At 35.4% G+C, this 25,619-nt stretch carries 22 protein-coding genes and 1 pseudogene; 17 read left to right on the top strand and 6 right to left on the bottom strand.

The features are described from left to right. Positions 1-27 precede the first annotated feature (27 nt). Both ACESSZ_RS07240 and ACESSZ_RS07245 read left to right on the top strand, forming a co-directional pair. Positions 28-801 (top strand): NAD kinase, encoded by a 774-nt coding sequence (locus ACESSZ_RS07240; RefSeq protein WP_008690220.1) that lies wholly within the window; start codon positions 28-30, stop codon positions 799-801. Between the two features lie 50 nt (positions 802-851). Next, complete coding sequence (locus ACESSZ_RS07245) at positions 852-1,748, top strand: YwqG family protein (protein ID WP_008690217.1); 897 nt, start codon at positions 852-854, stop codon at positions 1,746-1,748. Between the two features lie 64 nt (positions 1,749-1,812). On the opposite strand, the gene ACESSZ_RS07250 is transcribed toward ACESSZ_RS07245, so the two are convergent. Continuing rightward, a complete protein-coding gene (locus tag ACESSZ_RS07250; protein ID WP_008690215.1) occupies positions 1,813-3,021 on the bottom strand; it encodes an FtsW/RodA/SpoVE family cell cycle protein in 1,209 nt (402 codons plus the stop codon). 216 nt (positions 3,022-3,237) lie between these two features. Between ACESSZ_RS07250 and mutS the strand changes: the two genes are divergently transcribed. The 5 genes from mutS (at position 3,238) to ACESSZ_RS07275 (ending at position 10,338) form a co-directional block, all read left to right on the top strand. Further along, positions 3,238-5,769, top strand: coding sequence for a DNA mismatch repair protein MutS (gene mutS, locus ACESSZ_RS07255; protein ID WP_119957547.1), 2,532 nt, complete (start codon positions 3,238-3,240; stop codon positions 5,767-5,769). A 38-nt stretch (positions 5,770-5,807) separates the two neighbouring features. Further along, entirely contained in the window at positions 5,808-7,886 is a 2,079-nt protein-coding gene (gene mutL, locus ACESSZ_RS07260) for a DNA mismatch repair endonuclease MutL (protein ID WP_008690210.1), read from the top strand. Between the two features lie 2 nt (positions 7,887-7,888). Next, a complete protein-coding gene (gene miaA, locus ACESSZ_RS07265; protein ID WP_008690207.1) occupies positions 7,889-8,800 on the top strand; it encodes a tRNA (adenosine(37)-N6)-dimethylallyltransferase MiaA in 912 nt (303 codons plus the stop codon). After that, positions 8,785-9,519 (top strand): tRNA threonylcarbamoyladenosine dehydratase, encoded by a 735-nt coding sequence (locus ACESSZ_RS07270; RefSeq protein ID WP_008690205.1) that lies wholly within the window; start codon positions 8,785-8,787, stop codon positions 9,517-9,519. Before miaA ends, ACESSZ_RS07270 begins: the two co-directional genes overlap by 16 nt. 111 nt (positions 9,520-9,630) lie before the next feature. Further along, positions 9,631-10,338, top strand: a complete 708-nt coding sequence (locus ACESSZ_RS07275; protein WP_008690203.1) for a DUF5131 family protein — start codon at positions 9,631-9,633, stop codon at positions 10,336-10,338. 236 nt (positions 10,339-10,574) lie between these two features. Here ACESSZ_RS07275 and ACESSZ_RS07280 read toward each other — a convergent pair whose 3' ends face one another. Then, positions 10,575-11,225, bottom strand: coding sequence for a YggS family pyridoxal phosphate-dependent enzyme (locus tag ACESSZ_RS07280; protein WP_008690201.1), 651 nt, complete (start codon positions 11,223-11,225; stop codon positions 10,575-10,577). 389 nt (positions 11,226-11,614) lie between these two features. On the opposite strand from ACESSZ_RS07280, the gene tmk reads away from it, so the two are divergent. From tmk to ACESSZ_RS07325, 9 genes are all read left to right on the top strand, one after another. Then, positions 11,615-12,247, top strand: a complete 633-nt coding sequence (gene tmk, locus ACESSZ_RS07285; RefSeq protein WP_008690878.1) for a dTMP kinase — start codon at positions 11,615-11,617, stop codon at positions 12,245-12,247. Then, positions 12,240-13,217, top strand: a complete 978-nt coding sequence (locus tag ACESSZ_RS07290) for a DNA polymerase III delta subunit-related protein (protein WP_008690879.1) — start codon at positions 12,240-12,242, stop codon at positions 13,215-13,217. The genes tmk and ACESSZ_RS07290 overlap by 8 nt, the downstream gene beginning before the upstream one ends. Next, on the top strand, positions 13,214-14,200 hold the full coding sequence (gene ricT, locus ACESSZ_RS07295) for a regulatory iron-sulfur-containing complex subunit RicT (RefSeq protein ID WP_008690880.1): 987 nt from the start codon (positions 13,214-13,216) through the stop codon (positions 14,198-14,200). Before ACESSZ_RS07290 ends, ricT begins: the two co-directional genes overlap by 4 nt. A gap of 9 nt (positions 14,201-14,209) precedes the next feature. Beyond that, a complete protein-coding gene (gene rsmI / locus ACESSZ_RS07300; RefSeq protein ID WP_499842724.1) occupies positions 14,210-15,067 on the top strand; it encodes a 16S rRNA (cytidine(1402)-2'-O)-methyltransferase in 858 nt (285 codons plus the stop codon). A gap of 279 nt (positions 15,068-15,346) precedes the next feature. After that, entirely contained in the window at positions 15,347-16,045 is a 699-nt protein-coding gene (locus tag ACESSZ_RS07305; protein ID WP_008690882.1) for a GNAT family N-acetyltransferase, read from the top strand. Positions 16,046-16,152: 107 nt separating this feature from the next. Beyond that, a complete protein-coding gene (locus ACESSZ_RS07310) occupies positions 16,153-16,833 on the top strand; it encodes a response regulator transcription factor (protein ID WP_008690884.1) in 681 nt (226 codons plus the stop codon). After that, positions 16,817-18,376: a HAMP domain-containing sensor histidine kinase gene (locus ACESSZ_RS07315; protein WP_008690885.1), complete on the top strand. Its 1,560-nt coding sequence runs from the start codon at positions 16,817-16,819 to the stop codon at positions 18,374-18,376. Before ACESSZ_RS07310 ends, ACESSZ_RS07315 begins: the two co-directional genes overlap by 17 nt. 228 nt (positions 18,377-18,604) lie before the next feature. Further along, positions 18,605-19,048: a MarR family winged helix-turn-helix transcriptional regulator gene (locus ACESSZ_RS07320; protein ID WP_008690886.1), complete on the top strand. Its 444-nt coding sequence runs from the start codon at positions 18,605-18,607 to the stop codon at positions 19,046-19,048. Next, complete coding sequence (locus ACESSZ_RS07325) at positions 19,042-19,812, top strand: sulfite exporter TauE/SafE family protein (protein ID WP_008690887.1); 771 nt, start codon at positions 19,042-19,044, stop codon at positions 19,810-19,812. The genes ACESSZ_RS07320 and ACESSZ_RS07325 overlap by 7 nt, the downstream gene beginning before the upstream one ends. Positions 19,813-19,982: 170 nt before the next feature. Here the strand turns inward: ACESSZ_RS07325 and ACESSZ_RS07330 are convergent, their stop codons facing one another. The 4 genes and pseudogenes from ACESSZ_RS07330 to ACESSZ_RS07345 all read right to left on the bottom strand — a co-directional run bounded on the left by ACESSZ_RS07330 (position 19,983) and on the right by ACESSZ_RS07345 (position 24,453). Then, positions 19,983-20,324 (bottom strand): winged helix-turn-helix domain-containing protein, encoded by a 342-nt coding sequence (locus ACESSZ_RS07330; protein ID WP_226897110.1) that lies wholly within the window; start codon positions 20,322-20,324, stop codon positions 19,983-19,985. A 97-nt stretch (positions 20,325-20,421) separates the two neighbouring features. After that, the gene (locus ACESSZ_RS07335) at positions 20,422-22,287 is read right to left on the bottom strand and encodes an ABC transporter ATP-binding protein (RefSeq protein WP_008690888.1); all 1,866 of its coding nucleotides are present in this window, start codon (positions 22,285-22,287) and stop codon (positions 20,422-20,424) included. After that, a pseudogene (locus ACESSZ_RS07340) lies at positions 22,287-24,023 on the bottom strand (ABC transporter ATP-binding protein). Before ACESSZ_RS07340 ends, ACESSZ_RS07335 begins: the two are co-directional and overlap by 1 nt. Then, a complete protein-coding gene (locus ACESSZ_RS07345) occupies positions 23,995-24,453 on the bottom strand; it encodes a helix-turn-helix domain-containing protein (protein ID WP_008690903.1) in 459 nt (152 codons plus the stop codon). The pseudogene ACESSZ_RS07340 and the gene ACESSZ_RS07345 overlap by 29 nt, the downstream one beginning before the upstream one ends. Positions 24,454-24,627: 174 nt before the next feature. Here ACESSZ_RS07345 and ACESSZ_RS07350 point away from each other — a divergent pair, with 174 nt between their 5' ends. After that, positions 24,628-25,527, top strand: coding sequence for a LysR family transcriptional regulator (locus tag ACESSZ_RS07350; RefSeq protein ID WP_008690904.1), 900 nt, complete (start codon positions 24,628-24,630; stop codon positions 25,525-25,527). Positions 25,528-25,619 lie beyond the last annotated feature (92 nt).

Below are 25,619 nucleotides of genomic sequence, written 5' to 3' on the forward strand. Positions count from 1 at the left end.
TATGAATAAGAAAGGAAGTGATTTCTTATGAATTATGCAACTGTCGCAAAGAAAGATGAAAAATCATTTCAAACAGAACAATATTTGTGTAGTCAATTAAATAAACATGGATGGATATATGATAAAAAAAATCCTGAATTGGTAATTTGTATAGGTGGAGATGGCACTTTATTATATGGGGTGCATAAATATCTTCCCATTATTAATACAATAAAATTCCTCGGTATCCATACAGGTACATTGGGTTTCTTTACGGATTATACAGGAGAGGAAATTGATGAATGCATTCAGGATCTTTTACACAAAAAGCCATCCATCTTCACTTCCAATTTGTTAAAAATACAGATGGATAATGATCCTGTACCCCGCTATGCTTTAAATGAAATGCGTGTTGAAAATATCGTGAAATCACAAATTTTGGATATCTATATAGATGGAGAATTTTTTGAAACATGCCGTGGTTCAGGGATATGTTTAAGTACACAGGCAGGCTCTACTGCATATAATCGAAGCTTAAAAGGTGCTGTTATTGATAGTGGTATATCGTTAATGCAATTGACTGAAATTACACCAATTCAACATTCCAAACATCGTTCACTAGGGGTACCTTACATTATGATGGAAAATCGCATCATCACTATGCGTAGTGAGACATTTGATACTGCTGTATTATGTTATGATCATTTGAATTTATCATTAGCGGATACACACGAAATTATTTGCAGTATGTCAGATCTTAAAGTACAATTTGTTCGTTATCGTGCATACAGTTATTTAAAACGATTAAAAAACTTATATTAATTCGCAAGCAGTAGGAAGCATCGGAATGAAAGTAACTGGAGGAAAAGACTATGGGTTTTCTTAAAAAAATATTTGCCAAACAAGAGGTAAAGACACAAAATGAAACAAAACCAAAAAATGAAGAAAGAGTAGAAAACCAAGAGAAAATACAAGCAACCGTTGAAATGTTTTATGAACGTTTAAAAAACACATCACAAAAACCGATTACTTACTTTACTCTTGAAAAAGATAAACCAGCTTTATTTGATTGTAAAATCGGAGGTGCATATTATATTCCTGAACATGAGACACTTCCAATTGATCAAATAGAAAAGAGTCCATTGTATTTGTTGGCGCAGATTAATTTTTCGCAGTTTAAAGCACCGGAAGGATTTCCAACATCAGGGCTTTTACAGATTTTTATAAGTGGTGATGATGATCTTTATGGCTGTGATTTTGATGATCCAAGATCTCAAAAGAGATGGGCAATTCGCTATTATGAATCCATACCAAACCAGCCTGTAAGCAATCGTATCTTTCAACCGAAAGCACATAAAGAAACAATGTTACCCTTTCCATTGGATTGTGAATACCGTCTGCAACCGCATGAACATTTTCAGACAATTACCATAAATGATTATCGCTTTAAAGATTATTTTACTCAGTCATGTCAAGATTTATTAAAAGAGGATCAACACACTATTTTCGATTTAGATGATGTCATATATGATAACTTATGTGATAGATTAGAAACATTTGCTTCACAAATAGGCGGATATCCTTGTTTTACACAATATGATCCCAGAGAGTATATGAAAGACAATCCTTGCGATATCCTATTATTTCAATTAGATACAGTAGAAGATATTATGTGGGGAGATTCTGGTGTCGCAAATTTCTTTATTTCTGAACAAGATCTTAAAAATAAAGATTTTACAAACGTTGTTTATAATTGGGACTGTATGTAAGAAAAGAGGTTGTAGTGTATAGAAGATTTCATTTCGTAAATCTATCTAATATCATTACAACCTCTTATTCATATACATAGTCTGATAATTTTTTAGCTTTCGCACTGGCATTCATAATGATTCCAAAGGCTACCAAATAAGATAGCATGCTAGATCCGCCATACGATATCAAAGGAAGGGTAATACCGGTAATTGGTAATAATCCAATGATCATTCCGATATTTTGCACTTGCTGATATAGCAACATTCCTAAAACACCTAAAATCAGATATTTTTCAAACATATTCTTCGATATGCTGGCAATCTTACATAAATGAAGATCAAGTCCTAAACATAGTATTAAGATGAATACTGCACCAATCAATCCCCAGCTTTGACCAATAACAGCAAAGATGAAATCCGTCTGTGCTTCGGGTATCGGTACTAGAAACTGTTGCATACCATGTCCGCTTACACCGGCACTGCCTAACGCTAACAAGGCCATATATTGTTGATAACTATCCGTATTGATGCTAGATTCAGGATCAAGCCAAGAAGTGATCCTTCGCATTTTATAGCTTCCTCCCATCATACTAGTTAGTAAATCAAATTGAAATATGTAGAGATAAGCAAAGACGGCAATAAAGATGATGATAAGTCCGGCTAATAGCCATATCCATTCTTTGCGTATTCCCGAACATAATAGCATAGCCAATAGACTGATACCAATAATCAAAACAACTCCGGTATCCGGCTGTAATAGAATTAGTACCATAGGTGGCAGAGCCCATTTTGCAACTTCTATAAATAGTTTAACATCCATCTCAAAGGAATCAATTACTTTTTCTTTGTTATGTTCATCAATAATACCTGCGGTAATGATGATCAATACAATTTTCATAAACTCACTGGGCTGAAAGGAAGTTCCAGGAAGGAAAAACCATGAAATAGCACCATTGGTTGGCTGCATGATAGAAATCACTCTGCCGGTCAGTGAGTATAATATCCTGGCAAAAAATAAGATGATCAAACAGACCATTAATATCCAATAGGCAATCTTAGCGAATTGAAACATACTGTCATTGCCTAAATACATGATTACACCTAAGGCGATAAAACCTGCCATAAACCACATGATCTGTTTTGTAAGATACCCCATTCCAGCTTGGGCTCCAACAATTCCGAAAGAAGAATAGATAGAAACGAAGCTGGTGATTGCCATGACAATTAAATAAGCCATTAAAACAAAATCAAACTTATCCGGACTCTTCGCCCTGGATAATCCTACTTTCATTGGCATCACTCCATTATTACTATGCCTAATTAAAGGCTTGTATCTATTATAGCACGGTTTTTCTTCCTTATGTTGCGCACGGCATACAAATTTGAATAAATTAAGGAAAATGTAATGCTTCTCATATAAGAAAGATATGTAAAAGATTTCTGCATACTTATACCAAGCAACCTTCATTTTTGATATAATATAGAAACGAGAGCAGGAGTTGATTTTATGACAAAAAAGAATACCTATACACCGATGATGACACAATATTTAGAGTTAAAAGAGAAACATAAGGATGAAATTATTTTTTACCGTTTAGGTGATTTTTATGAAATGTTTTTTGACGATGCAAAAATAGCAAGTCAGGAATTAGATCTTGTGTTAACAGGCAAAAATGCCGGTGTGGAAGAAAGAGTGCCAATGTGTGGTATTCCGCATCATGCAGCGAATGGCTACATTCAGCGCTTGATCCAAAAAGGGTATAAAGTTGCTATCGTGGAACAGATGGAAAATCCCGCTACAGCAAAAGGCTTAGTAAAACGTGATATTCTTAAAATTGTTACTCCTGGGACGATCATGGATGAAGTGAATGATGAAAAAGCAACTGTTTATATTGCGTCATTGCATGATTATCAATTTGGCTTAGCGGTCGTTCTATGTGAGATGACGACAGGAGAAATGCGCGCACAGTTGATTGATAAGCAGGTGATGGCAATTCAGAAAGTACTGCTTGGTAATAATGTGGCAGAAATTGTCATTGAAGAAAAGTTCGATAAGAAAATTGTAAAAATGATCGAAGATATGGATCGGATAACAATTTCTTATTATCAAGATGCAGCCATCAAGGAAGCATATGAACATCTTATCAGTGATATTGAAGATGATCGAATACGCCATGCATTTGGTATACTTACGAATTATTTAGATGAAACACAACGCCGTAATATGGCTCATCTGAATCATGTTGAACAGGTTTATGAAAATGAATTTTTACAAATGGATTACAATACTAAGCAAAACTTAGAATTAACGGCAAGTATTCGCAATAATTCTAAATCATTGACTTTATGGAGCTTCTTAGATAAATGTCGCAGTTCTATGGGGTCTCGCTTGTTAAAAAAATGGATTGAGTATCCACTTGTTGATACGAAAATGATCAATAAACGTTTAGATGCTATTGAATATTTAAATGATAATTTTATTACGAAAGATGAGCTGAAAGAACATTTAAGCTTTGTATATGATATGGAGCGATTAAGCGCAAGAGTAGCTTATGGAAGTGCCAATCCTCGTGATATTTTACGTTTGATTAAAACACTGGAACATGCTCCGATGATTTTTGATCTATTCAAAGATTGTAATGCTTATAGCGAATTTCAAACAATTGATGTCTGTCAGGAATTATATGAGGTAATAGATGGTGCTATCGTGGAAAATCCACCGGTTACATTAAAAGATGGAGGTGTCTTCGTAGAGGGCTATCATGAAGAACTTGATCAGGTAAGAGAAATCGGTAAGAATGGAAAGAATTGGATTTTAGCATTAGAAAATAAGGAGCGGGAGCGCACCGGAGTTAAATCATTGAAAATCGGCTATAATCGAGTGTTTGGCTATTATATCGAAGTGACGAAAACGAATCTTTCACAAATAAAAGAAGAATTTGGTTATGTGCGAAAACAGACACTGGCAAATGCGGAACGTTTTATCACACAAGAATTGAAGGAACAAGAAGATGCAATCGTTCATGCACAGGAAAGAAGTATTCGCCTGGAAAATGAATTGTTTGAAAATTTATTAGACAAAATACGTGTATATCTTCCTAAATTACATGATTTAGCAATTGCGTTAAGTACCATTGATGCGTTGTATGCCTTAGCAGAAATTTCAAGTGAAAATGGTTATACCCGACCTCATTTTCATAAAGAGCATACGGTTTATATGGAAGAGGCACGACATCCCATCTTGGATAAGATCATGAAAACAACACGCTATGTTTCTAATGATCTTAAGATGCAAGAGGATCAGGATATCATGATCATTACAGGACCGAACATGGGCGGTAAATCTACCTACATGCGGCAAACGGCTTTACTTGTGATTATGGCACAAATAGGTTGTTACGTGCCTGCGCGCAAAGCGGAATTGCCAATCTTTGATCAGATTTTCACACGTATTGGGGCAAGTGATGATATCATGTCAGGACAATCAACCTTTATGGTAGAAATGATGGAAGCCAATAATGCCTTAAAGCATGCAAGTGCGAATTCATTAATTCTATTTGATGAGATAGGGCGCGGTACTTCTACTTATGATGGTATGGCATTGGCACAGGCGATGATTGAATATATTTTACGCAATATCAAAGCGAAGACTTTATTCTCAACACATTATCATGAATTGACACAGATGGAAGAACGTAATCCGGGTATTTTGAACGTTCATGTCGATGTTCATGAAGAGGATGAAAAGGTGACGTTCTTGTATCGCGTCATAGAAGGTAAAGCTGATAAATCGTATGGTATCAATGTTGCCAGATTGGCACATCTGCCAGGTAGTGTGTTGGATCGTGCACAACAGATTCTTGATAATTTGGAATTGAATGATAATCCTATACAAAACATCGTCGGACCGCATGTGATTGAAAAAGAAAATCCGAAACATGTAGAAATTATCGAACAATTGGATAAAATAGATTTAAATAAGATGACACCGATAGAAGCTATGCAGCTGCTATATGAATTAAAACAAAAGATGAAATAAAGAACAATACGTTTATCGAAAACAGGAGGTGAGGATATATGGGAAAGATTAATCGCTTGGATGAACATTTATCAAATATGATTGCGGCTGGTGAAGTTGTAGAACGTCCTATGGGAATTGTAAAAGAATTGGTAGAAAACTGTATTGATGCATCCGCAAGTCATGTGGAAATACAAATTTTACAAGGTGGTATAGATACGATTACCATCATTGATGACGGTATCGGAATGGATGCGGAAGATGCCACATTAGCTTTTGAACGCCATGCGACTAGTAAACTGAAAGAAGTAAATGATTTATGGAATATACATACGATGGGATTTCGTGGCGAGGCGCTGCCTTCTATCGCTTCTGTATCTCATGTGATCTTGCGAACGAACAATGGGACAGACGCTACGGAAGTGGAAATCAATTATGGTACGTTAGTAAGTGCAAAACCATGTGGTACACCAAAAGGAACGATGATTGAGGTAAAAAACCTATTTCAAAAAACACCGGCACGTTTTAAGCATTTAAAAAGTCCGCAATATGAATTTTCTTTGATCTCGGATGTCGTTCAGAAGTTTGCTTTATCACATCCAGAAATTGGTTTTGTTTTATCACATGATGGAAGAACGGTATTTAAAACAAGAGGGAATGGCAGCTTACTTGAGGTGTTGATGCAGATTTATGGCAGAGATAGCGCAAAGACAGCAATTGCTTTAGATGGCAATGATATGGATTATCATATTGGCGGTTTTATCATGCAGCCTAATTTCAATCGAGCAACCAAATATTATATGTTATTGTATATCAATGGGCGAATGATCCGTAATTATCATTTACAAAAAGCAGTGATGGATGCGTATGCGCCTTATCTTCCTAAAGAACGTTATCCTATTGCCATTATCAATATGGAAATGGATGCTCAATTAGTCGATGTGAATGTGCATCCAAGTAAATGGGAGATTCGCTTATCAAAAGAAAAACAATTGGAAAAACTAGTGTATGAAACGATAAGTAATGCATTAAAGGAACATCTGCAAGTACCGAAGGTCAATGTAAATCGGGAAAAGAAAATTAAAGTAGAAATGCCTGAAATGCAATTAACATATGAACGTGATGATAAGGTGAAAAAGCTTCATGATGAAGTGAATGAAAGCTTTGCGAATCCTAAGGATGTACCACCATTAAATATGGAACAGTTAAAGGTGGATATAGAAAAGTCAAAAGAAGAAGCGCATATCAAATATCCACAACCGATAAAAAGAGAATGTATCACAGAGACAAAAGAAACAGAAACAATTTATAAAATAAGAGATGCCGTCGATACGAAACAAAAGCAAACACATAACGTAGGTATCAAACAACAGCCAGGGAATGAAGTAAAAAAAGAAGAAAAGGAACAAGAAAAGGAACAAGAAATGCTTACACCATCTACAGCAAACGTAGAGCAGGCATTTCATCCTCATATGGAAACAAGCAAATTGGAAGTACCTAAAAAGCAAGTACAAACAATGGAACAATCCGATTTGATTCATAAAAAACCACGGAATCCAAGCCTTCCCCAACTGCGTGTCATCGGTCAATTCCATAACTGCTATATCATTGCCGAAGGAGAAAAAGGGTTATACATTATTGATCAACATGCGGCACAGGAACGTTACCACTATGAAGTAATTCGAGAGTCCATCTTAGCCGGACAAAATGATGCACAACCTTTGTTGTTGCCGATAACAATTGAGGCAAGTGTATCTGCAATCATGCAGTTAGAAGATCTGAATAAGGTCATGGAACAACTTGGTATTCATCTGGAATCCTTTGGAGAGAAGACACTTGTCTGTCGTGAATTGCCTGTTTGGATGAAGGATGTTGAGGAAGCAGCTTTTTTACAGGATATGATTGATATTTGGGAAAGAGATAAAGCGTTAAGTTTGGAAAAACTAAGGAAGCACGCTATCGCAACGATGGCATGTCATAGCTCCATTCGATTTAATCGCAGTCTGACAATGGAAGAAATGAACCGTGTCATAGAAGATTTGGGCAAATGTGAACAACCATTCCATTGTCCACATGGAAGACCGACATTGATATGTATGGAAGAAAAAGATTTGATTCATGACTTTGAAAGAGGTTGATTATGGAAAAGGTATTAGTAATCGTCGGACCGACCGGTGTAGGGAAGACAAACTTAAGCATTCAGCTGGCTAAGCAATATGATGGAGAAATCATCAGTGGCGATTCTATGCAGATTTATCAGGAAATGAGCATAGGAACAGCGAAAATCAAAGAGGATGAAAAACAGGGAATCCCACATTATCTTGTAGATGAATATCATTTTGATGAAGAATATAATGTGAAGATTTTTCAGCAAAAGGCGAGAGACTATATACATGCAATCAATGCGAAAAAGAAACTTGCGATGATTGTAGGAGGTACCGGTTTGTATGTGAAATCTGTTATCTACGATTATCAGTTTTTAGATCAGAAAGAGGATACGGAATTTTTAACCTATCTAAAAAAACGAAGTAATGACGAATTATGGAGCTTGCTGAAAATCGTTGATACTAAGGCATGTGAAAACATTCATCATAATAATCGCCAACGTATAATCAGGGCATTAAGTATGGCACATGATGGTATAAAAAAGAGTGAGGTCATTGCCTGTCAAGATCATAAACCGGTCTATGATGCCTTCATCATTGGTTTGACAATGGAAAGAGATGCATTATATGAACGTATCAATCAACGTGTCGATCAGATGATGGAAGAAGGATTGTTTGAAGAAATCAACGAATTAGTAACGACACATGAGAATGTTTGGCAATTACAAAGTTTTCAGGGAATCGGCTATAAAGAATGGAAAGCTTATTTTGAAAAGCAGTGTCCAAAAGAAGCTTGCATAGAACAAATCAAGAAAAACTCACGTAACTTTGCGAAACGTCAATACACTTGGTTTCGCAATCAGATGAAGGTGCATTGGTATGATATAGCAGATGCTTCTTATCAAGAACAATTAAGGAAGGATGTTGAGTCATGGCTTCACCAGTAGAGACACCATTACAACGTATGGAACTGTTGATTGGTGAAGATAATATTATAAAATTGAAACAGGCCAGTGTATTGATCGTTGGTGTTGGCGGTGTCGGTTCCTATGCTGCAGAAGCGCTCGCTCGAAGTGGAATAGGCAAATTGATACTGGTAGATGGAGATACGGTTGCGCCAAGTAATCTGAATCGTCAAATACATGCAACTTTTGCGACCATCGGTCAATCTAAAACGAAGGTGATGAAAAAGCGTATTGAAAGCTATCGCAACGATTGTGAGGTTATCACACAGGATCTTTTCTATAATGCAACAAAAAATGAGGAAGTGTTTAAAGAACCTGTCGATTTTGTGGTTGATGCAATTGATACCATGTCTTCAAAACTGGCTTTGATACAATATTGTCTGCAACATAACATTCCTTTTATCTCTAGCATGGGAATGGCCAATCGCATGGATCCTACGTGTGTGACCATTTGTGATCTGATGAAGACAAGTTATGATCCGGTTGCAAAGATTATGCGCAGTTTGGTAAGGAAACATCATATCAAAGGAAAGATTCCGGTGGTATGGTCAAGTGAGCAGCCTACCGTGCAGACAAAGGTGATTTATGAAGATGGAATTACGCGTAAACAAAAGATGCCACCGGCCAGTTCGCCTTTTGTACCATCCGCTGCCGGTTTAGCAATTGCTTCTTATGCCATAAAACAACTATTAAAAAAGTAACCAGGCTATTTTGATATGTACCTGGCATTCTGAATCATTCAGTATGAAGGGTACAAATCACTTAGGTCTGGTTTTCTTTATGTTATAATGATGAAGAAAAGAGGTGGTCATATGACAATATGGGATCCATGGCGTGGCTGTCATCGCTATAGTGAAGGGTGTAAGCATTGTTATATACATAAAGGAGATGCAAAACGTGGTATCGATACGAATGAGATTGTAAAGACAAAACGTTTTTACGCACCGATTGAAAAGAAAAAGAATGGTGAATATAAGATGAAATCCAATCAATTGGTATATGTTTGTTTTCGTTCTGATTTTCTTTTAGAAGATTGTGACGAATGGCGATGGGAATGTTGGAACATGATGAAAGAACGTCAAGATTTGACTTTCCTTTTTTTAACAAAACGCATCGAACGTTTAGCTAATTGTCTTCCTAAGGATTGGCAGGAAGGTTATCCCAATGTTATTATCGGATGCACCATTGAAAATCAGAAACAGGCAGATATTCGCCTGCCCATATTTACTGCCTTGCCGATTGTGCATCGCAATATCATCTGTCAGCCATTATTATCGCCGATAAAAATAAAACCTTATTTGCAAAATGTAGAACTGGTAGTTGTTGGTGGTGAATCGGATGTTCAAGGACGTGTTATGGATTATGACTGGGTCTTAGATATCCGAAAACAGTGCTTGGAAACACAGACACATTTTGAATTTCGGCAATGTTCTACCAATTTCAGAAAGGATGGGAAATACTATCATCTGAGTGTTCGTGAGCTTATGCGCCAGGCAAAGAAAGCAGATATAAATATATAGCGACCAATATAAAAAAAGGGAACGTAATGGTTCCCTTCCCCCCCTATGTCAAGGTTAATGGTCTTTGTCTATGACATATAGGATAGTGCTGGTATACCAGCAATACTATTGTAAAAATAATTCACCAGAAATGCAATATATTTATGAAACTATTTATTATAAATAGCTAACTGGCGTAATATATTCGACGGTTTTTTAGTTGTTTCGCGGTGTTTTGCGTTTTTTCGACACTTGCCTTATTTGTTATAATTACGCTGTCCGAAGATGATCGTACCTAAACGTATCATATTAGAACCATGTTTTAATGCCAAGGCATAGTCTTGACTCATTCCCATTGATAAATAACGGATGCGCTCTGCACCATATTCATTTTGCAATGTATGATATAAAACTTGCATTTTTTCAAAACAAGCTTCTATATCGGCAGTAGTACCATTCATAGGACCAACACACATTAAACCTTGCACATCCAAATGAGGAAAGCTCATGCATTGTTTTACGAAGGATAAGCATTCTTCTAATAATATACCAGTCTTATTTGCTTCTCTTGCTATATTGACTTCGACTAAGACAGGCATCACCTTTTCAATCTTCGCACACTGTTTTTCAATTTCTTCAGCTAAACGCAGACTATCCAGGCTTTGAATCATATCTACCAAAGGCACAACATCTTTTACTTTATTGCGCTGTAAATGGCCAATCATATGCCAATGGTAGTTAGGATCATATTTTTCCTTAATTTCCTGAACTTTATTCTCACCAAATATCCGACATCCACTCGCATAAGCTTCATCAATCTCTTCTTTTGTATGTGTCTTGCTGACAGCAATTAAGACCACATCTTTTGGCAAATCTCTTTGAATTGCTGATAATTTCTTTTTATCCATGAATCTCACCTCTGATTACGTAGTAATTATAGCATTTAACAAACGAAAAGGATAGCGGTTGCTATCCTCAACGTGGTATGTGACATACCTGTATATGAAAGGGAAAAGATTTTCCCTATACATAGCGTATGCAGAGTTATACAGATTATGCAGTTTTTCTCTTGTTTAAAAAAGAAATACGGCACTTTTTTTACTGCTGAATAAACCATTTATGCGATACATAAGGTTCCTTCCTTAATTAAAACTTTTATATGGGATCTATATGTAAGGTATATTATGTTTTTTTAATTAGCAAGTTTCTTCTTTGGTGTTGCGAATCCATGAAATTTCATGCATAGATATAGCGAATATGCTATAATAAAGAAGATTGGTTAAGGAGTGTTTTAATGATGAAAAAAGGATTATTTATTACATTTGAAGGAAATGATGGCAGTGGAAAGACTACAATATCAAAGATGGCTTATGAAAAGTTAATGGATATGGGGTATCCGGTCGTTTATACAAGAGAACCGGGAGGGATTGATATTGCTGAACAAATCCGTCATGTGATACTTGATCCTAAAAATACAGCCATGGATGCGCGTTGTGAGGCATTATTATATGCCGCTAGCCGCAGACAACATCTGGTAGAAAAAGTTCTGCCAGCCTTGGCAAAACATCAAATTGTACTCTGCGACCGATTTGTGGACAGTTCATTGGTATATCAAGGAATTGCCCGTGGAATAGGTATCGAAGAAGTGTATAAAATTAATGAATTTGCGATAGAAGGACATTTGCCAGATGCCACTATATTTCTTCATGTTGATTTGCATACAGGACTTTCCCGTATTGAAACAAGAGGAGAAAAGGATCGTCTGGACAATGAAAGTATGAAATTTCATCAGATGGTTTCAGAAGGCTATGATACCATACGGGAAATGTTTCATGAACGCATGCATGTGATAGATGCGACCAAATCCATTGAGGATGTGTTAAAGGCAACGATAGAGTGTCTGTTGGAGATTATAAACGCTCATGATTAAGGAACTATTAAAAGAACAACAGCCGGTTGTTTATACAACCTTAAAGCATGCACTCGAACTTGATAAGCTTGCGCATGCCTATATGTTTTCCGGGCCTGCTGGGACAATGAAGAAAGAGGCAGCTTATCTGCTTGCACAAAGTTTGGTATGTTCTACGCATGGTTTTGCATGTGAGTGCTGTGATACCTGTAAACGTATAGCGGCAAATGAATTTGCGGATTTAAAATATATTGATGGGACAACGACTTCGATTAAAAAAGAAGATATCGTAAAACTGCAGAAGGAATTTAATAAAACCGGTTTAGAAACAACCGGTAAGAAAATTTATATTCTTGATCATGCAGAAAATGCCACTCCAGATGCGTTAAACTCTCTATTGAAATTCTTGGAAGAGCCAACGAATGATATGACAGCAATCTTGATTGTTGAACAAATGGATCGAGTGCTGCCAACCATCATTTCACGCTGTCAGAATATACCTTTTACAGCACCGGGATTTTTTAGTTGCTATCAAGAGGTCAGAGCAGAAATAGCAGAATTAGATGCCTATTTGTTATCTCATATCTTGCATCAGAAACAAAGTATTCTTGAGGCGGTAGAAAGTGAAGATTACCAACATGCTGTATATGTATTTAAAGGAATGTTGGAACGGTATCAGAAATCTTGCTATCAAGCCTTATTGTTCTTGCAGTTGGAGGGTTTCCCGGCAAAACAAAAAAAATATGGGAAACAGGCTTTGCAATATGTATTAGATATGTTGCTGCTGTTTTTTAAGGAATGCATGAAAAAAGAAAGTGCATGTCAAGATATGTGGTATAAAAAACAGCTGGAAACCATGCAGCAGAAAGATATGGATATCATAAAAATTATGCAGATATTGATGCGTGGAAAGGATATGCTTTTACGCTCTGTAAATCTGCAGATGCTGATAGATCAATTGTTATATGAAATGAAAGAGGTGACACGATGAATCAGAATACACAAAATAAAACGAATAACGCAAAAAATGAGCATAAACAAAACGGGCGAAACACGTATCATGACAATCATAAGAACAATGATGCACGACAGGATAAAAAAGAAGCACACAATCAAAATCATTATGATAATCATCGCAAAGAACATGGAGAACATGTAAATCGTACATATAAATATTTGGCCTTTGTATCTTTTTCAGAATCAAAGAAGGTCTATTCTTTTGGATGTAACGATAATAACTACCATGTTGGTGATGATGTTGTCGTTGAAACGATTCGCGGACAGGAATTAGGAAAGATCGTAAAGGAAACAGAGACGTTCATACCAAACGGTATGGAAATTAAACCAATTTTGCGTAAAGCTACGGAGAAAGACTTAAAACAAGTAGAAATCAACGCAGAAAAGGCAAAAAAAGCGATGGAAATCTGCAATGAATGTATTGCTAAGTTAGGCTTGGATATGAATTTAATTGAAGCTGAATATACGTTAGATTGCAGTAAGATCATTTTTGTTTATGTAGCCGATGAACGCGTAGATTTCCGTGAATTATTAAAGGATCTAGCTAGTATTTTCAAATGCCGTATTGAATTGCGACAGATCGGACCTCGTAATAAATCAAAAATTATCGGTGGTTTGGGTATGTGCGGTATGGAAACTTGTTGCTCACGGTTTCTTAATGATTTTGATGTTGTATCTATCAATATGGCAAAAAATCAGTTATTGGCATTGAATATTCAGAAATTAAGCGGCCAATGTGGAAAATTGATGTGCTGTTTAAAATATGAAGATGGACAATATAAAAAATTAAGAGAAGGGCTGCCTAAAATGAACAGCCAGATAGAATATAAAGGCAGTCGTTATCGTATTACCAGTATGAATGTTTTACTACAACAGGTAAAAATTGAAAATAAGGAAGATGTACAATTTTTATCCTTCCAAGAACTTTGGCCGGACATTGATTTTTCTGATCGGTAGGTGACAAACATGAACAGACAAAAAAGCTTTGAACAAAAGAAACCGGCATTATATTTGGTGGCTACGCCTATCGGAAATCTTGAAGAAATGACACCAAGAGCCATTTCTATCTTAGCAAGCGTTGATGTCATAGCAGCTGAGGATACCCGCAATACGATGAAACTATTGACACATTTTGGTATTAAGACCAGACTGCTTTCTCATCATCAGCATAATGAACTGCAAAGTGCTAAGGGGTTAGTGGATTTGCTAAATCAGGGGAATTCCATTGCAATTGTTTCAGATGCAGGTTATCCTTTGATCTCTGATCCTGGCAGTATCGTATGTAAGATGGTGATTGAAGCAGGCTACAGTGTTATTCCTGTTTCCGGCAGCAATGCTATGTTAAATGCTTTGGTATGCAGTGGCTTAGATACACAGCATTTCTTGTTTTACGGCTTTTTGAAGGCATCCGAAAAAGAACGTATTCGGGAACTGCATGATTTGAAGTATTATCCTTTCACCCTTGTTTTTTATGAAGCTCCCCATCGTATTCGTAAAATGCTGGAAAGCTGTAAAGAGGTGTTGGGGAATCGTCAAATGTGTCTGGCAAGAGAATTAACGAAGAAGCATGAAGAATTCTTACGTGGCACGATTGAGGAATTGCTGGAGGTTGTTGAGGAATTAAAAGGGGAAATGGTTGTCATTATCGAAGGCAGCAAAGAAGAAAAAGACCCCGGTGAAGATCAGGCAATGCCTTTGGTCCACGATCAGATTAAAACATATATTGATGGTGGTTTAACGACCAATGAAGCGATAAAAAGAGTCGCGAAAGAAAGAGGTCTTTCTAAGAACGATTTATATAAAGAGTTCCATGGCTTAAGCTAAAGGAATGCGTGTCTTATCACGAAGCGAAGTCCATACTCACCTTAGATAAAAAAGGGTTACCATCATTTCAAAAACGATATGATGATTTACTTCTAATTTATCTATTCTTGAGTAGGAAGCTTAAGTGAGAAGACACTTTTTTATTCGTTATAGTGTGCCAATCGATTAAGGAAAGTACTATTCAGAAAACAGGTAAATAAAATGATGTCATATTCTATATCAAAAGATAGTATAAAAGAACTATGATTTTAATTTCATAGGAAAAAGGAGGTTAGATGCATGAAGCTTGAAGATCGTATCTTATATGCCGATATGTTAGAATGTCGCCGAAAGAAAGGTAAGATTTATTATGAAGATAGCCATGGATTATTAATAGAGAGTCCGAAATCACATATGTTATATTGTGCTGCCGAGAATGAAGCAAGTGCAAAAGCTGTTGTAGCACATCTTCCTTCCTCTTTTGCTATTTTGGTGGCACATGATATGTATACCGATCGTTTTATTCAACAACAATACCATATCACCTGTGAACTACGTTGTTATCACAGTGCTTATATCGAAAAAACATTACCGCAAGTAAAACTTCCTCATGGTTTTACCATGCAAACGCTGACAGAAGCATATATACCAGAAATTATTGCTTTATATAAGCACTCCATGCCTTCTTTGGCAACAGTGGAATATATAAAAGAATGTCTAAATGATGACATGTTTGCTGTCTTTGATAAAGAAATCCTTTGTGGCTTTATTGGTGTGCATGAAGAAGAAAGTATTGGTCTATTAGAAGTAAAGCAAGAATATCAAAGAAAAGGTATTGCAACCGCATTATTACAACGGGCAGTACAATCACAAATGTTAAAGGGACGTATTCCTTATGGCGAAATTGTTGAAGACAATATCATCAGCTTACAGCTGCAAAAGAAAGCCGGTATGAAAACTTCTGAGAAACTGACTTATTGGTATTTTATGGAGGAATAGGATCCATGATCCTTTGCTTTCATTATCACTTGTATAACGTAAGAAATTCATGAAACATTCACACAGCAACGTCAAAAACACGTTATAATGAACATAGAGGTGATAACATGAGCAAGCTGTTGGTCGTTGATGATGAAGCGCAAATACGTAACATCATTCGGAAATATGGGGAATTTGAAGGATATGAAATTGCTGAGGCAGTGGATGGCATGGACGCGATTGAGAAATGTCGAAAAGATCAGTTTGATTTGATTATCATGGATATCATGATGCCTAATCTTGATGGGTTTTCAGCAGTGAAAAAGATACGTGAAGAGGCTTCTACTCCGGTTATTATGCTTTCCGCGCGTGGAGAAGAGTATGATCGTATTCATGGTTTTGAAACAGGGATTGATGATTATGTCGTTAAACCTTTTTCACCGAAAGAGCTGATGATGCGCGTCAATGCGATTTTAAAAAGAGTTCATGGAGAAGAGGATAAAAAACATAAGGATGTGTATGAATATGAAGGCTTACGTATTGATTTTACAGCCAGAAAGGTATTCATAAATGAAAAAGAAAGCGAAATGTCGCCTAAGGAATATGTTCTGCTGTTTTACATGGTGCGTAATGAAGGCATTGCCTTAACAAGAGAACAGCTGATTCATGATGTATGGGGATATGATTTTTACGGTGACGATCGCACGTTAGATACACATATTAAATTATTAAGAAAAAGCCTGGGAATTTATAGTTCTACAATCGTTACCTTACGTGGGGTAGGTTATCGTTTTGAAGGCAAACAATAGAAAAGATACCAGTATCAAATGGAAAATTTTCGGCAGTTTACTAGTCTTTATTGCCATCATCATTTTGGTACTGTGGCTTTTTCAGGTTTTTTTCTTAGAAAAATTTTATGTGTTGATCAAATCACGTTCCGTAAAAGATGCCGCAAGTGATATCAATCAGGTAATAAATAATGAGAATTATAAGGATGAAATTGATGCGATTATCAAAGAAAATGAATTCTGTGTCATTGTTTATGAGAATGAAAATGAAACACCGTTATATTCCAGTAGTGGAAAAGGAGATCCTCGCTGTGGCATCACCGAGTTTAGCATGAAAAAGCACATGGATATCATTGCTAAGCTACAAAAAGAGGCGAAGGAACATGATGGTACTGCTTCTACTTTATTAGAAGAATCTGCGAATAAAGAGGATTTTAATTTCAAAGAAGAAGTAGAACTAACGGATCGCTATCATAGTATCTTAAATACACCTTATGATGAGAAAAAGCTTCGAAAGCTATTACCATCTAATAAAAATGCCCAAATGATGACATATATCAGTGTAGTCATGCAGGCAGATAAAAGTATAAAAACCATTGTGGTCAATGCACAGCTGACACCAGTGAATGCCACCATCGAAACGATTCAGACACAGTTTCTTATCATTGCCGTAATTCTCATTCTAATCGCGTCGCTTTTAGCGATGTATTTATCTCGTAAAATAGCTACGCCGATTATTGAAATCAATGATGGCGCCAAGATACTTGCGAAAGGACGATATGATGTAGCATTTAAGGGGAAAGGCTATCTGGAAATCGAAGAGCTCAGCAACACCTTGAATTATGCGGCGAAAGAGCTGTCAAAGGTTGAAAGCTTGCGCAGGGAATTAATCGCAAATATGAGTCATGATTTGCGAACGCCGCTGACAATGATTAGTGGTTATGGTGAAGTTATGCGAGATATTCCTGGTGAAAATACAGCAGAAAATGTGCAGATTATCATTGACGAAACGAAAAGGCTGACCAATTTAGTAAATGATATGTTGGATTTATCTAAGTTACAAGCCGGTGCTCAAGAAATTAATAGCAGTAGCTTTAATATAACAGAAGAAATTGAACATATTATCGCCCGATATGATAAACTGCTGACAAATAAAGATTTTACAATTCAGTTTCAGTATGATAAACCGGTTTTTGTTAAAGCAGATATCATTAAAATTAATCAGGTGATATATAATCTGATAAACAATGCCATTAATTATTGTGGAGATGATCATAAGATATATGTCCGTCAGCTCATTGAAAAAGATCGAGTACGCATTGAAGTGATGGATCATGGTGATGGGATTGAAAAAGAACAGCTGCCTTATATCTGGGAACGTTATTATAAAGTGGATAAAACACATGTTCGCTCTAAAATAGGAAGCGGATTAGGTCTTAGTATCGTGAAAGCAATTTTAGAATTACATAAGGCTGAATACGGGGTAATTAGTAAACGAGGTCAAGGCACGACGTTCTGGTTCACATTGCCTTTATGTATAGCGGATCATGAAAAGATGGCATAAGTAAGAGATTAGGATAAAGGTGCACTGTATTTTTCGCAATGAGAATCTAATAATTGTCCTATTTATGGGTGTTATCCATGAATAGGATTTTTTCTTTGTCAAAAAGAAGAATCTACGAAAAAGTATATGCAGATACACACGTATAGTTTATCTGATGAATTTATAGCTTGACAAAAAAGCTAACCATGGTATCATATAGTTCTAAATAGAACAAAGAGGTGAGGTTACATGTTGGAATTTTTAGAGATTCTTGATTTATGGAAACGGTTGTATGAGAAGGAATTGCATAATGTTTGCAAACGTTATGACCTACATAAAATGGATGTCGATATTTTATTATTCCTGGCCAATCATCCACAATGTCAAAATGCGACGGATATCGTCCAACGTCGTAAATTAACGAAATCACATGTTTCAACATCCTTAAAATTTTTAGAGGAACAGGGATATATTGAAAAATATTATCAAGAAGGCAATCATAAGACGATATATTTGCATATGTTAGCAAAGGCTGATAAAGTGATTGCCGATGGTCGAAAAGCACAGGAACGGTTTCAAAAGCGTTTGTTAAAGAACTTTAGCGAAGAAGAGTTAAAGAGGATGAAAGACACTTTTCGGCGGATGAATGAAAATGTAAAAGCAGCTTTAAAGGAGGAAGAAGAAACATGCTGATGAAGTTTATCGTTTGTTTTATAGCCGGTATTGGTGCCGGTCTTGGTACGGGATTTGCAGGAATGAGTGCTGCAGCAGTCATCAGTCCCATGCTGATTACATTTTTAGGCATGCCGGCATATGAGGCAGTTGGCATCGCCTTATCCAGTGATGTATTAGCAAGTGCTGTCAGTGCCTACACGTATGGTAAAAATAAGAATTTGGATATTAAAAACGGCTTGGTTATGATGGTGACGGTATTAATCTTCACAATGGTGGGCAGTTGGATATCTTCTTTAGTGCCGAATACAGCTATGGGCGGTTTCTCGGTCTTTATGACGTTTTTATTAGGTATTAAATTTATTGTGCGACCGGTGATGACGACAAAAGAATCAATGGGAGATATAGATCCCAAAAAACGCTTTGTGCAATCGGTACTGTGTGGCATTTTGATTGGCTTTATCTGTGGTTTCATCGGTGCCGGTGGCGGTATGATGATGCTGTTAATTCTAACAAGTGTTTTAGGATATGAATTAAAGACAGCTGTTGGAACCAGTGTCTTCATCATGACCTTCACTGCCTTTACCGGGGCTGTTTCACATTTTACTATTGGAGGAGCACCAGACTGGTGGGCAATGTTGTTTTGTATCTTATCTACCTTGTTATGGGCAAGAGTGGCTGCTAAATTTGCCAATAAGGCAAAACCGATTACCTTAAATCGTGCTACCGGTGTTGTTTTAACAGTTCTCGGTATTGCCATTATGACCGTAAATTTTTTACAATAAACTTAAAACATCAATGCCAATTATCGCTTAAACATTGGATTTATCAGCAATAACTTAAGTTATTGAAGTCCAGTTTACCACTAATTTACCACTTACGAAAGAGCTTTGATATGACGTTATGATAAATATGCAAAACCGTAGCTTGTAGATCACATGAATGTGAATTACAGCTACGGTTTTTCTTCGTTGAATTTATAGCCAACACCCCAGACAGTTAGTATGTACTGCGGATTGTCTGGGGACGGCTCTATCTTCTTTCTTAGTTTCCGTATGAATGATGTGAGATTGTTTCCCTCTGGTGCGTTGTGAAAGCCCCAGACATTTTCATATAGTTGGTCTTTCGTAAATACCTGCCCTTTGTGGCAAAAGAGAAAATAGAGTAAGTCAAATTCTTTGGCTGTCAAATATACACTGTTTCCTAAATGATTAGTAAACTCTCTGGTATAAGGATTAATTTTAAATAACTGTGCAGTAGTTTGTATAGTAGGAGTTACAGATAATTTTGAAGACAACCATTCAACAGTTTGCTTTAAAATAAATTCTTCACTTTCGCTAAATTCAATAACTAATATCTTCCCATTTCTTTACCTCCTTTTATAGTTTTGTATGTTATGACAATTCAAATGCTCCTGTATAAAGGCTATAATATACACCTTTCTGCTCTATCAATTCATCATGAGTACCACGTTCAATAATTTTTCCTTGCTCTAAAACTATAATAGAGTCAGAATTTCTAACAGTTGATAAACGATGAGCAATAACGAACACTGTTCGTCCATTCATCAGATTGTCCATGCCTTGTTGTACCAATTTTTCTGTCCTTGTATCTATGGAAGATGTTGCTTCATCTAGTATCATGACAGGGGGATTGGCAACAGCTGCTCGTGCAATAGAAATTAATTGTCTTTGTCCTTGTGATAGAGTAGCTCCATTCTGTGTCAGAAATGTCTGATAACCGTCTGGCAATCTGGATATGAAGTTATGAGCATTAGACAACTTTGACGCCTCAATGCATTCTTCGTCAGTAGCTTGTAAATTACCATATCTTATATTATCCATAATTGTTCCTGTAAACAAGTTTACATCTTGTAATACTATTCCCAGAGAATGTCTTAAATCTTCTTTTTTAATCTTATTGATATTTATACCGTCATATCGAATTTTTCCATCCGCCAAATCGTAAAAACGATTTATTAGGTTAGTAATCGTAGTTTTTCCAGCTCCTGTCGCACCTACAAAAGCAATTTTTTGTCCAGAAGTTGCATTTAAGATAATATTATGGAGAACTAATTTTTTATCATCATATCCAAAATCAACATTACAAAATTCAATTTCTCCTTTTAATGGTGTATAAGTTAAAGTCCCATCATGATGAGGATGTTTCCATGCCCAAACGCCATCTTTATCCGTTGTTTCTATAAACTCATTGTTCTTATTTTTAACATGAGTAAGCGTTACATATCCAGTGTCTTGTTCTGCTTCTTCATCAATCAATTCAAAAATACGTTCAGCTCCTGCCAGAGCCATAGCCATCATGCTAATTTGTTGAGCAATCTGAGAAACAGGCATACAGAATGTTTTTGAAAGATTTAAAAATGCAACAATCATTCCAACTGTTATAGCCCCTATTCCATGTAAAGCCATATAACCTCCTACTAAAGCAATTAGTATATATTGCAAATTTCCTAATTGCATAATTGTAGGCATTAAAATATTTCCATATTTATTTGCTTGAGTTGAGTCAGCACATAATATTTTATTTCTTTCATCAAATTGCTTCTTTGCTTCTTCTTCATGACAGAATACTTTAATAACTTTTTGCCCATTTATCATTTCTTCTATATAACCTGTTACATTTCCTAAAGTTTCTTGTTGTTTAATAAAATATTTAGCGCTAGCCCCACCAACTTTATTTGTAACAAATCCCATTAAAACCGTTACCGCAATGACTAATATAGTTAAAAGAACATTGCTAACAAACATTGAAATTAAAATTACTATAACAGTTACAATAGCGGATATAAATTGTGGTAAAGCCTGTGAGATAAATTGCCTAAGTGTATCTGTATCATTCGTGTAGTGGCTCATTATATCTCCATGTGTATGAGTATCAAAATATCTAATAGGTAATTCTTGCATATGAGAAAACATATCATCCCTTATTTCTTTTAATGTTCCCTGTGAGATTTTCACCATAAAACGATTGTATAAATACGTTGCCAACACACCTATTATGTAAATACATCCCATTAAAATAATTGTATGCAATAGTGGTGTAAATGAAGGTGTATTTTCCAATAATAACGGTGTGATATAGTCGTCAATCAGTATTTCTAAAAATAATGAACTTACCACAACTGTGCAAGAACTTAGAAGTATACAAACTACAACAACACTAAATAGAGCCTTATGTTTTCCTGCAATATATGATAAGAGTCGTTTCCAAACTTGCAGAACATTTTTTTTACTTTTCATCAATTATTATCTCCTTTCGTCTGTGAAGCGTAAATTTCTTTATAAATCTCATTATTTTTTAATAATTCCTCATGTGTACCGTAACCATTTATTTTCCCTTGATCCATTACTATAATGTGGTCAGCGTCCTCCACAGAAGAAATGCGCTGTGCAATAATGATTTTCGTTGTGTCTGGAATTTCTTCACGAAATGCTTTTCTTATCATTGCGTCTGTTTTAGTATCTACCGCACTGGTTGAGTCATCAAGAATTAAAATTTTAGGCTTTTTAAGTAATGCTCTAGCAATACAAAGACGTTGTTTTTGTCCCCCAGATACATTCGTTCCACCTTGCTCAATATATGTATCATATTGGTTAGGAAATGTTTCTACAAAAGAGTCAGCTTGTGCTAATTTGCAAGCATGAATTATTTCATCATCACTTGCATTTTTATTTCCCCAACGGAGATTTTCTTTTATCGTACCAGAAAATAGTTCATTCTTTTGGAGAACCATAGCAACTTCATTTCGCAATGTAAACAAATCATATTTTTTTACATCAATACCACCAATGGTTATTTCTCCCTCTGTAACATCATATAGTCGAGGTATTAGCTGAACTAAAGAGCTTTTTCCACTACCTGTACCTCCAATTATTCCAAGAGTAGAACCACTGGGAATATGTAAAGATATGTTTTTTAAACACTCTTTATCCTTATTTACAAAATAACTAAAACTTACATTTTTAAAAATTATTTTACCGTTTTTCATTTCATATACAGGTTTTTCTCCATTAGTTAGAGAACTTTCTTCATCAAATAATTCTACAATACGTTCTGTAGAAGCTCTTGCCATATTTATCATTACCATAACCATTGATAGCATCATTAAACAATTTAATATATTCATAGCGTAAGCAATTAAACTGGTTAAATCTCCAGTTGTCATTGTTGTTGCGCCAGTAAGAACTATCATTTTTGCTCCAAACCAACATAATAATAGTAGGCAAATATAAACCGCAAACTGCATAAGAGGCATATTATAAGCTACGATACCTTCCGCTTTTGAAAAGGTTTTAAATATTTTATCAGAAACATGATTGAATTTTTTGATTTCAAATTTCTCTCGAATAAAGGATTTTACAACTCTAATTCCTGTTAAATTTTCTTGTACCACACCATTTAAATCGTCGTAAATATGAAATACTTTTTCAAAATATGGGTGTGAACGGTTTACTATAATATATAGACCAATCCCTAAAATGGGTATAGCCACTAAAAACATGACCGACAGTTATTTATTTATCATAAAACATGCAATCAATGAAAATATAAGCATTAGAGGTGCTCTTACTGCTACACGAATTATCATCATATAAGCATTCTGGACGTTCGTGACATCAGTGGTTAATCTCGTGACAATACTTGAAGTTGAAAATTTATCAATATTTGCGAAAGAGTATTGTTGGATTTTATAATATAAGTCTTTTCTTAAATTTTGGGCAAACCCTGCTGAAGCAACAGCACAACAACTCCCAGACAAAATACCAAAAAACAATCCAAGAAAAACGCTTATAATCAAGATAGTGCCTAGCTTGATTAGAGTGGCTTCATCATTTCCACTTATCCCCATATCAATCATTTTTGCCATAATGAGAGGTATGAGTATTTCTAAGACTACTTCTATAATTACCAGTATTGGCGTTAAAATAGAAGCAAATTTGTATTCTCTAATAGAACGCATTAGTTTCTTTAACATTATTTGTTTCCTCCATGATTTTTTTAATTTGTTTTAATGTGTGAGTGTAATGACTTATTTCATTAGAAGTCATCTTTTCTAGCAGTAAATCAGACATAGCTTTATCAATCTTTTGGATACAATCTTTTGTTTTTTGAGTCAAGATTATCTCTTTGCAACGATTATCAGTATCCAAAGGATAATGAATTATAAATCCTTTTATAGATAAACTTTTTAGATGTTGACTAATTGTAGCTTTACATAAACAACATGAATGAAATAAATCTTTTTGACTCACTTTGTTTTTGCCTTGAATAAATACGATTTTCAAAAGTATATATTGACCAAATGACAAATCAAGGTCTAAGCTGTCCATGATTGCATCAACTTTTTGATTTAAAGAAATAAATAAGTTGTATGTATCAATATAAAACTCACTACTATCATTCAAATTACCTGCTCCTTTCTCAGAATAATAAATTCATTTGCTTTCAAAGCAATATTAGTTTAGCACCATACTAATCGATTGAGAATTTCAAAAAAAGCAATATCGTTAGAAAAAATCTAACGATGTATTGAAATATACTTAGATTTTTATTATACTGTGATTAAGGAGGGTTATGTCATGAATACGCAACAGTTAGAATGTTTTACTTGTGTGGCAGATAAACTTAATTTTACAAAAGCCGCAGAGGAATTATATTTGTCCACACCAACTGTTACTCATCATATAAAAAGCCTAGAAGAAGAACTCGGCACTAAATTATTTCATAGGACTTCCAAAATGGTGCAATTAACAGAAACAGGTGCTTTATTTTATAGCGACGCCAAGGATATACTTAATAAAATTGATTTGTCACAAAAAAAGATTGTGAAAGCTTCAACACGCAATTTGTCATTTTTGAGAATTGGTTGTTCAAGTTATGCTGAACTAGACAATATTCACTATGTACTAAAAGATATGCAAAAAGAATATCCCAACACATACCCTATGATTTATGTAGAAGATTATTTTAGACTAAAAACGATGTTCGATAGTAAGCACTTAGATATAATGCTTGCTACAAAAGAAATGCTTAAAGACATGGATTGTTCTTTTAAAAAGGTTAAAGATATAAAAAGTTATGCAATCTTTTCTGCTCAATCAGACCTTTCTGTAAAAGATTGTCTTTCGTTTGAGGATTTAAAATCTTATTGCTTAATCACTCTAAATCCTAAATTTATACCATTTCAGCACGGAAATGTTTTGCAGGCTAAAATTGCTCTTCATTCACAAGACAATTTTAATATTGTATGTGAAAATGACCAAGCAAGCATTTTACTTGCTAAAAGTGGTTATGGAGTAGCAATTCTTCCAGAACATTGTATTCCAGAAAATATTAAAGATGTTAAGATAAGTCCTATTGAGGAACAAAATCCTATCGAATATGGTATTGCATATCAGAAAAAGTCAAAAGAAAAATACATAAAGTATTTTTTAAATCAATTTGATACAAGTAAAAACAAGAAGAATGTGATAATATAAACCACATTCTTCTTGTTGTATGAGAAAACCCCCAGATAGTCTGGGGGTTCCGTAGAGCTTTAGCGATGAGCCTTTAAAAATAAAACTCCTTT

Origin of the sequence: Eubacterium sp. 3_1_31 (assembly GCF_964249515.1) — a bacterium.
In the GTDB taxonomy this organism is placed as follows: domain Bacteria; phylum Bacillota_I; class Bacilli_A; order Erysipelotrichales; family Erysipelotrichaceae; genus Longicatena; species Longicatena caecimuris.

Bases quoted from the DNA above. Each gene is read 5' to 3' on its own strand.
- ACESSZ_RS07240 (WP_008690220.1), top strand. From the start codon at position 28: ATGAATTATGCAACTGTCGCAAAGAAAGATGAAAAATCATTTCAAACA.
- ACESSZ_RS07245 (WP_008690217.1), top strand. From the start codon at position 852: ATGGGTTTTCTTAAAAAAATATTTGCCAAACAAGAGGTAAAGACACAA.
- ACESSZ_RS07250 (WP_008690215.1), bottom strand. From the start codon at position 3,021: ATGAAAGTAGGATTATCCAGGGCGAAGAGTCCGGATAAGTTTGATTTT.
- mutS (WP_119957547.1), top strand. From the start codon at position 3,238: ATGACAAAAAAGAATACCTATACACCGATGATGACACAATATTTAGAG.
- mutL (WP_008690210.1), top strand. From the start codon at position 5,808: ATGGGAAAGATTAATCGCTTGGATGAACATTTATCAAATATGATTGCG.
- miaA (WP_008690207.1), top strand. From the start codon at position 7,889: ATGGAAAAGGTATTAGTAATCGTCGGACCGACCGGTGTAGGGAAGACA.
- ACESSZ_RS07270 (WP_008690205.1), top strand. From the start codon at position 8,785: ATGGCTTCACCAGTAGAGACACCATTACAACGTATGGAACTGTTGATT.
- ACESSZ_RS07275 (WP_008690203.1), top strand. From the start codon at position 9,631: ATGACAATATGGGATCCATGGCGTGGCTGTCATCGCTATAGTGAAGGG.
- ACESSZ_RS07280 (WP_008690201.1), bottom strand. From the start codon at position 11,225: ATGGATAAAAAGAAATTATCAGCAATTCAAAGAGATTTGCCAAAAGAT.
- tmk (WP_008690878.1), top strand. From the start codon at position 11,615: ATGAAAAAAGGATTATTTATTACATTTGAAGGAAATGATGGCAGTGGA.
- ACESSZ_RS07290 (WP_008690879.1), top strand. From the start codon at position 12,240: ATGATTAAGGAACTATTAAAAGAACAACAGCCGGTTGTTTATACAACC.
- ricT (WP_008690880.1), top strand. From the start codon at position 13,214: ATGAATCAGAATACACAAAATAAAACGAATAACGCAAAAAATGAGCAT.
- rsmI (WP_499842724.1), top strand. From the start codon at position 14,210: ATGAACAGACAAAAAAGCTTTGAACAAAAGAAACCGGCATTATATTTG.
- ACESSZ_RS07305 (WP_008690882.1), top strand. From the start codon at position 15,347: ATGAAGCTTGAAGATCGTATCTTATATGCCGATATGTTAGAATGTCGC.
- ACESSZ_RS07310 (WP_008690884.1), top strand. From the start codon at position 16,153: ATGAGCAAGCTGTTGGTCGTTGATGATGAAGCGCAAATACGTAACATC.
- ACESSZ_RS07320 (WP_008690886.1), top strand. From the start codon at position 18,605: ATGTTGGAATTTTTAGAGATTCTTGATTTATGGAAACGGTTGTATGAG.
- ACESSZ_RS07325 (WP_008690887.1), top strand. From the start codon at position 19,042: ATGCTGATGAAGTTTATCGTTTGTTTTATAGCCGGTATTGGTGCCGGT.
- ACESSZ_RS07335 (WP_008690888.1), bottom strand. From the start codon at position 22,287: ATGAAAAGTAAAAAAAATGTTCTGCAAGTTTGGAAACGACTCTTATCA.
- ACESSZ_RS07350 (WP_008690904.1), top strand. From the start codon at position 24,628: ATGAATACGCAACAGTTAGAATGTTTTACTTGTGTGGCAGATAAACTT.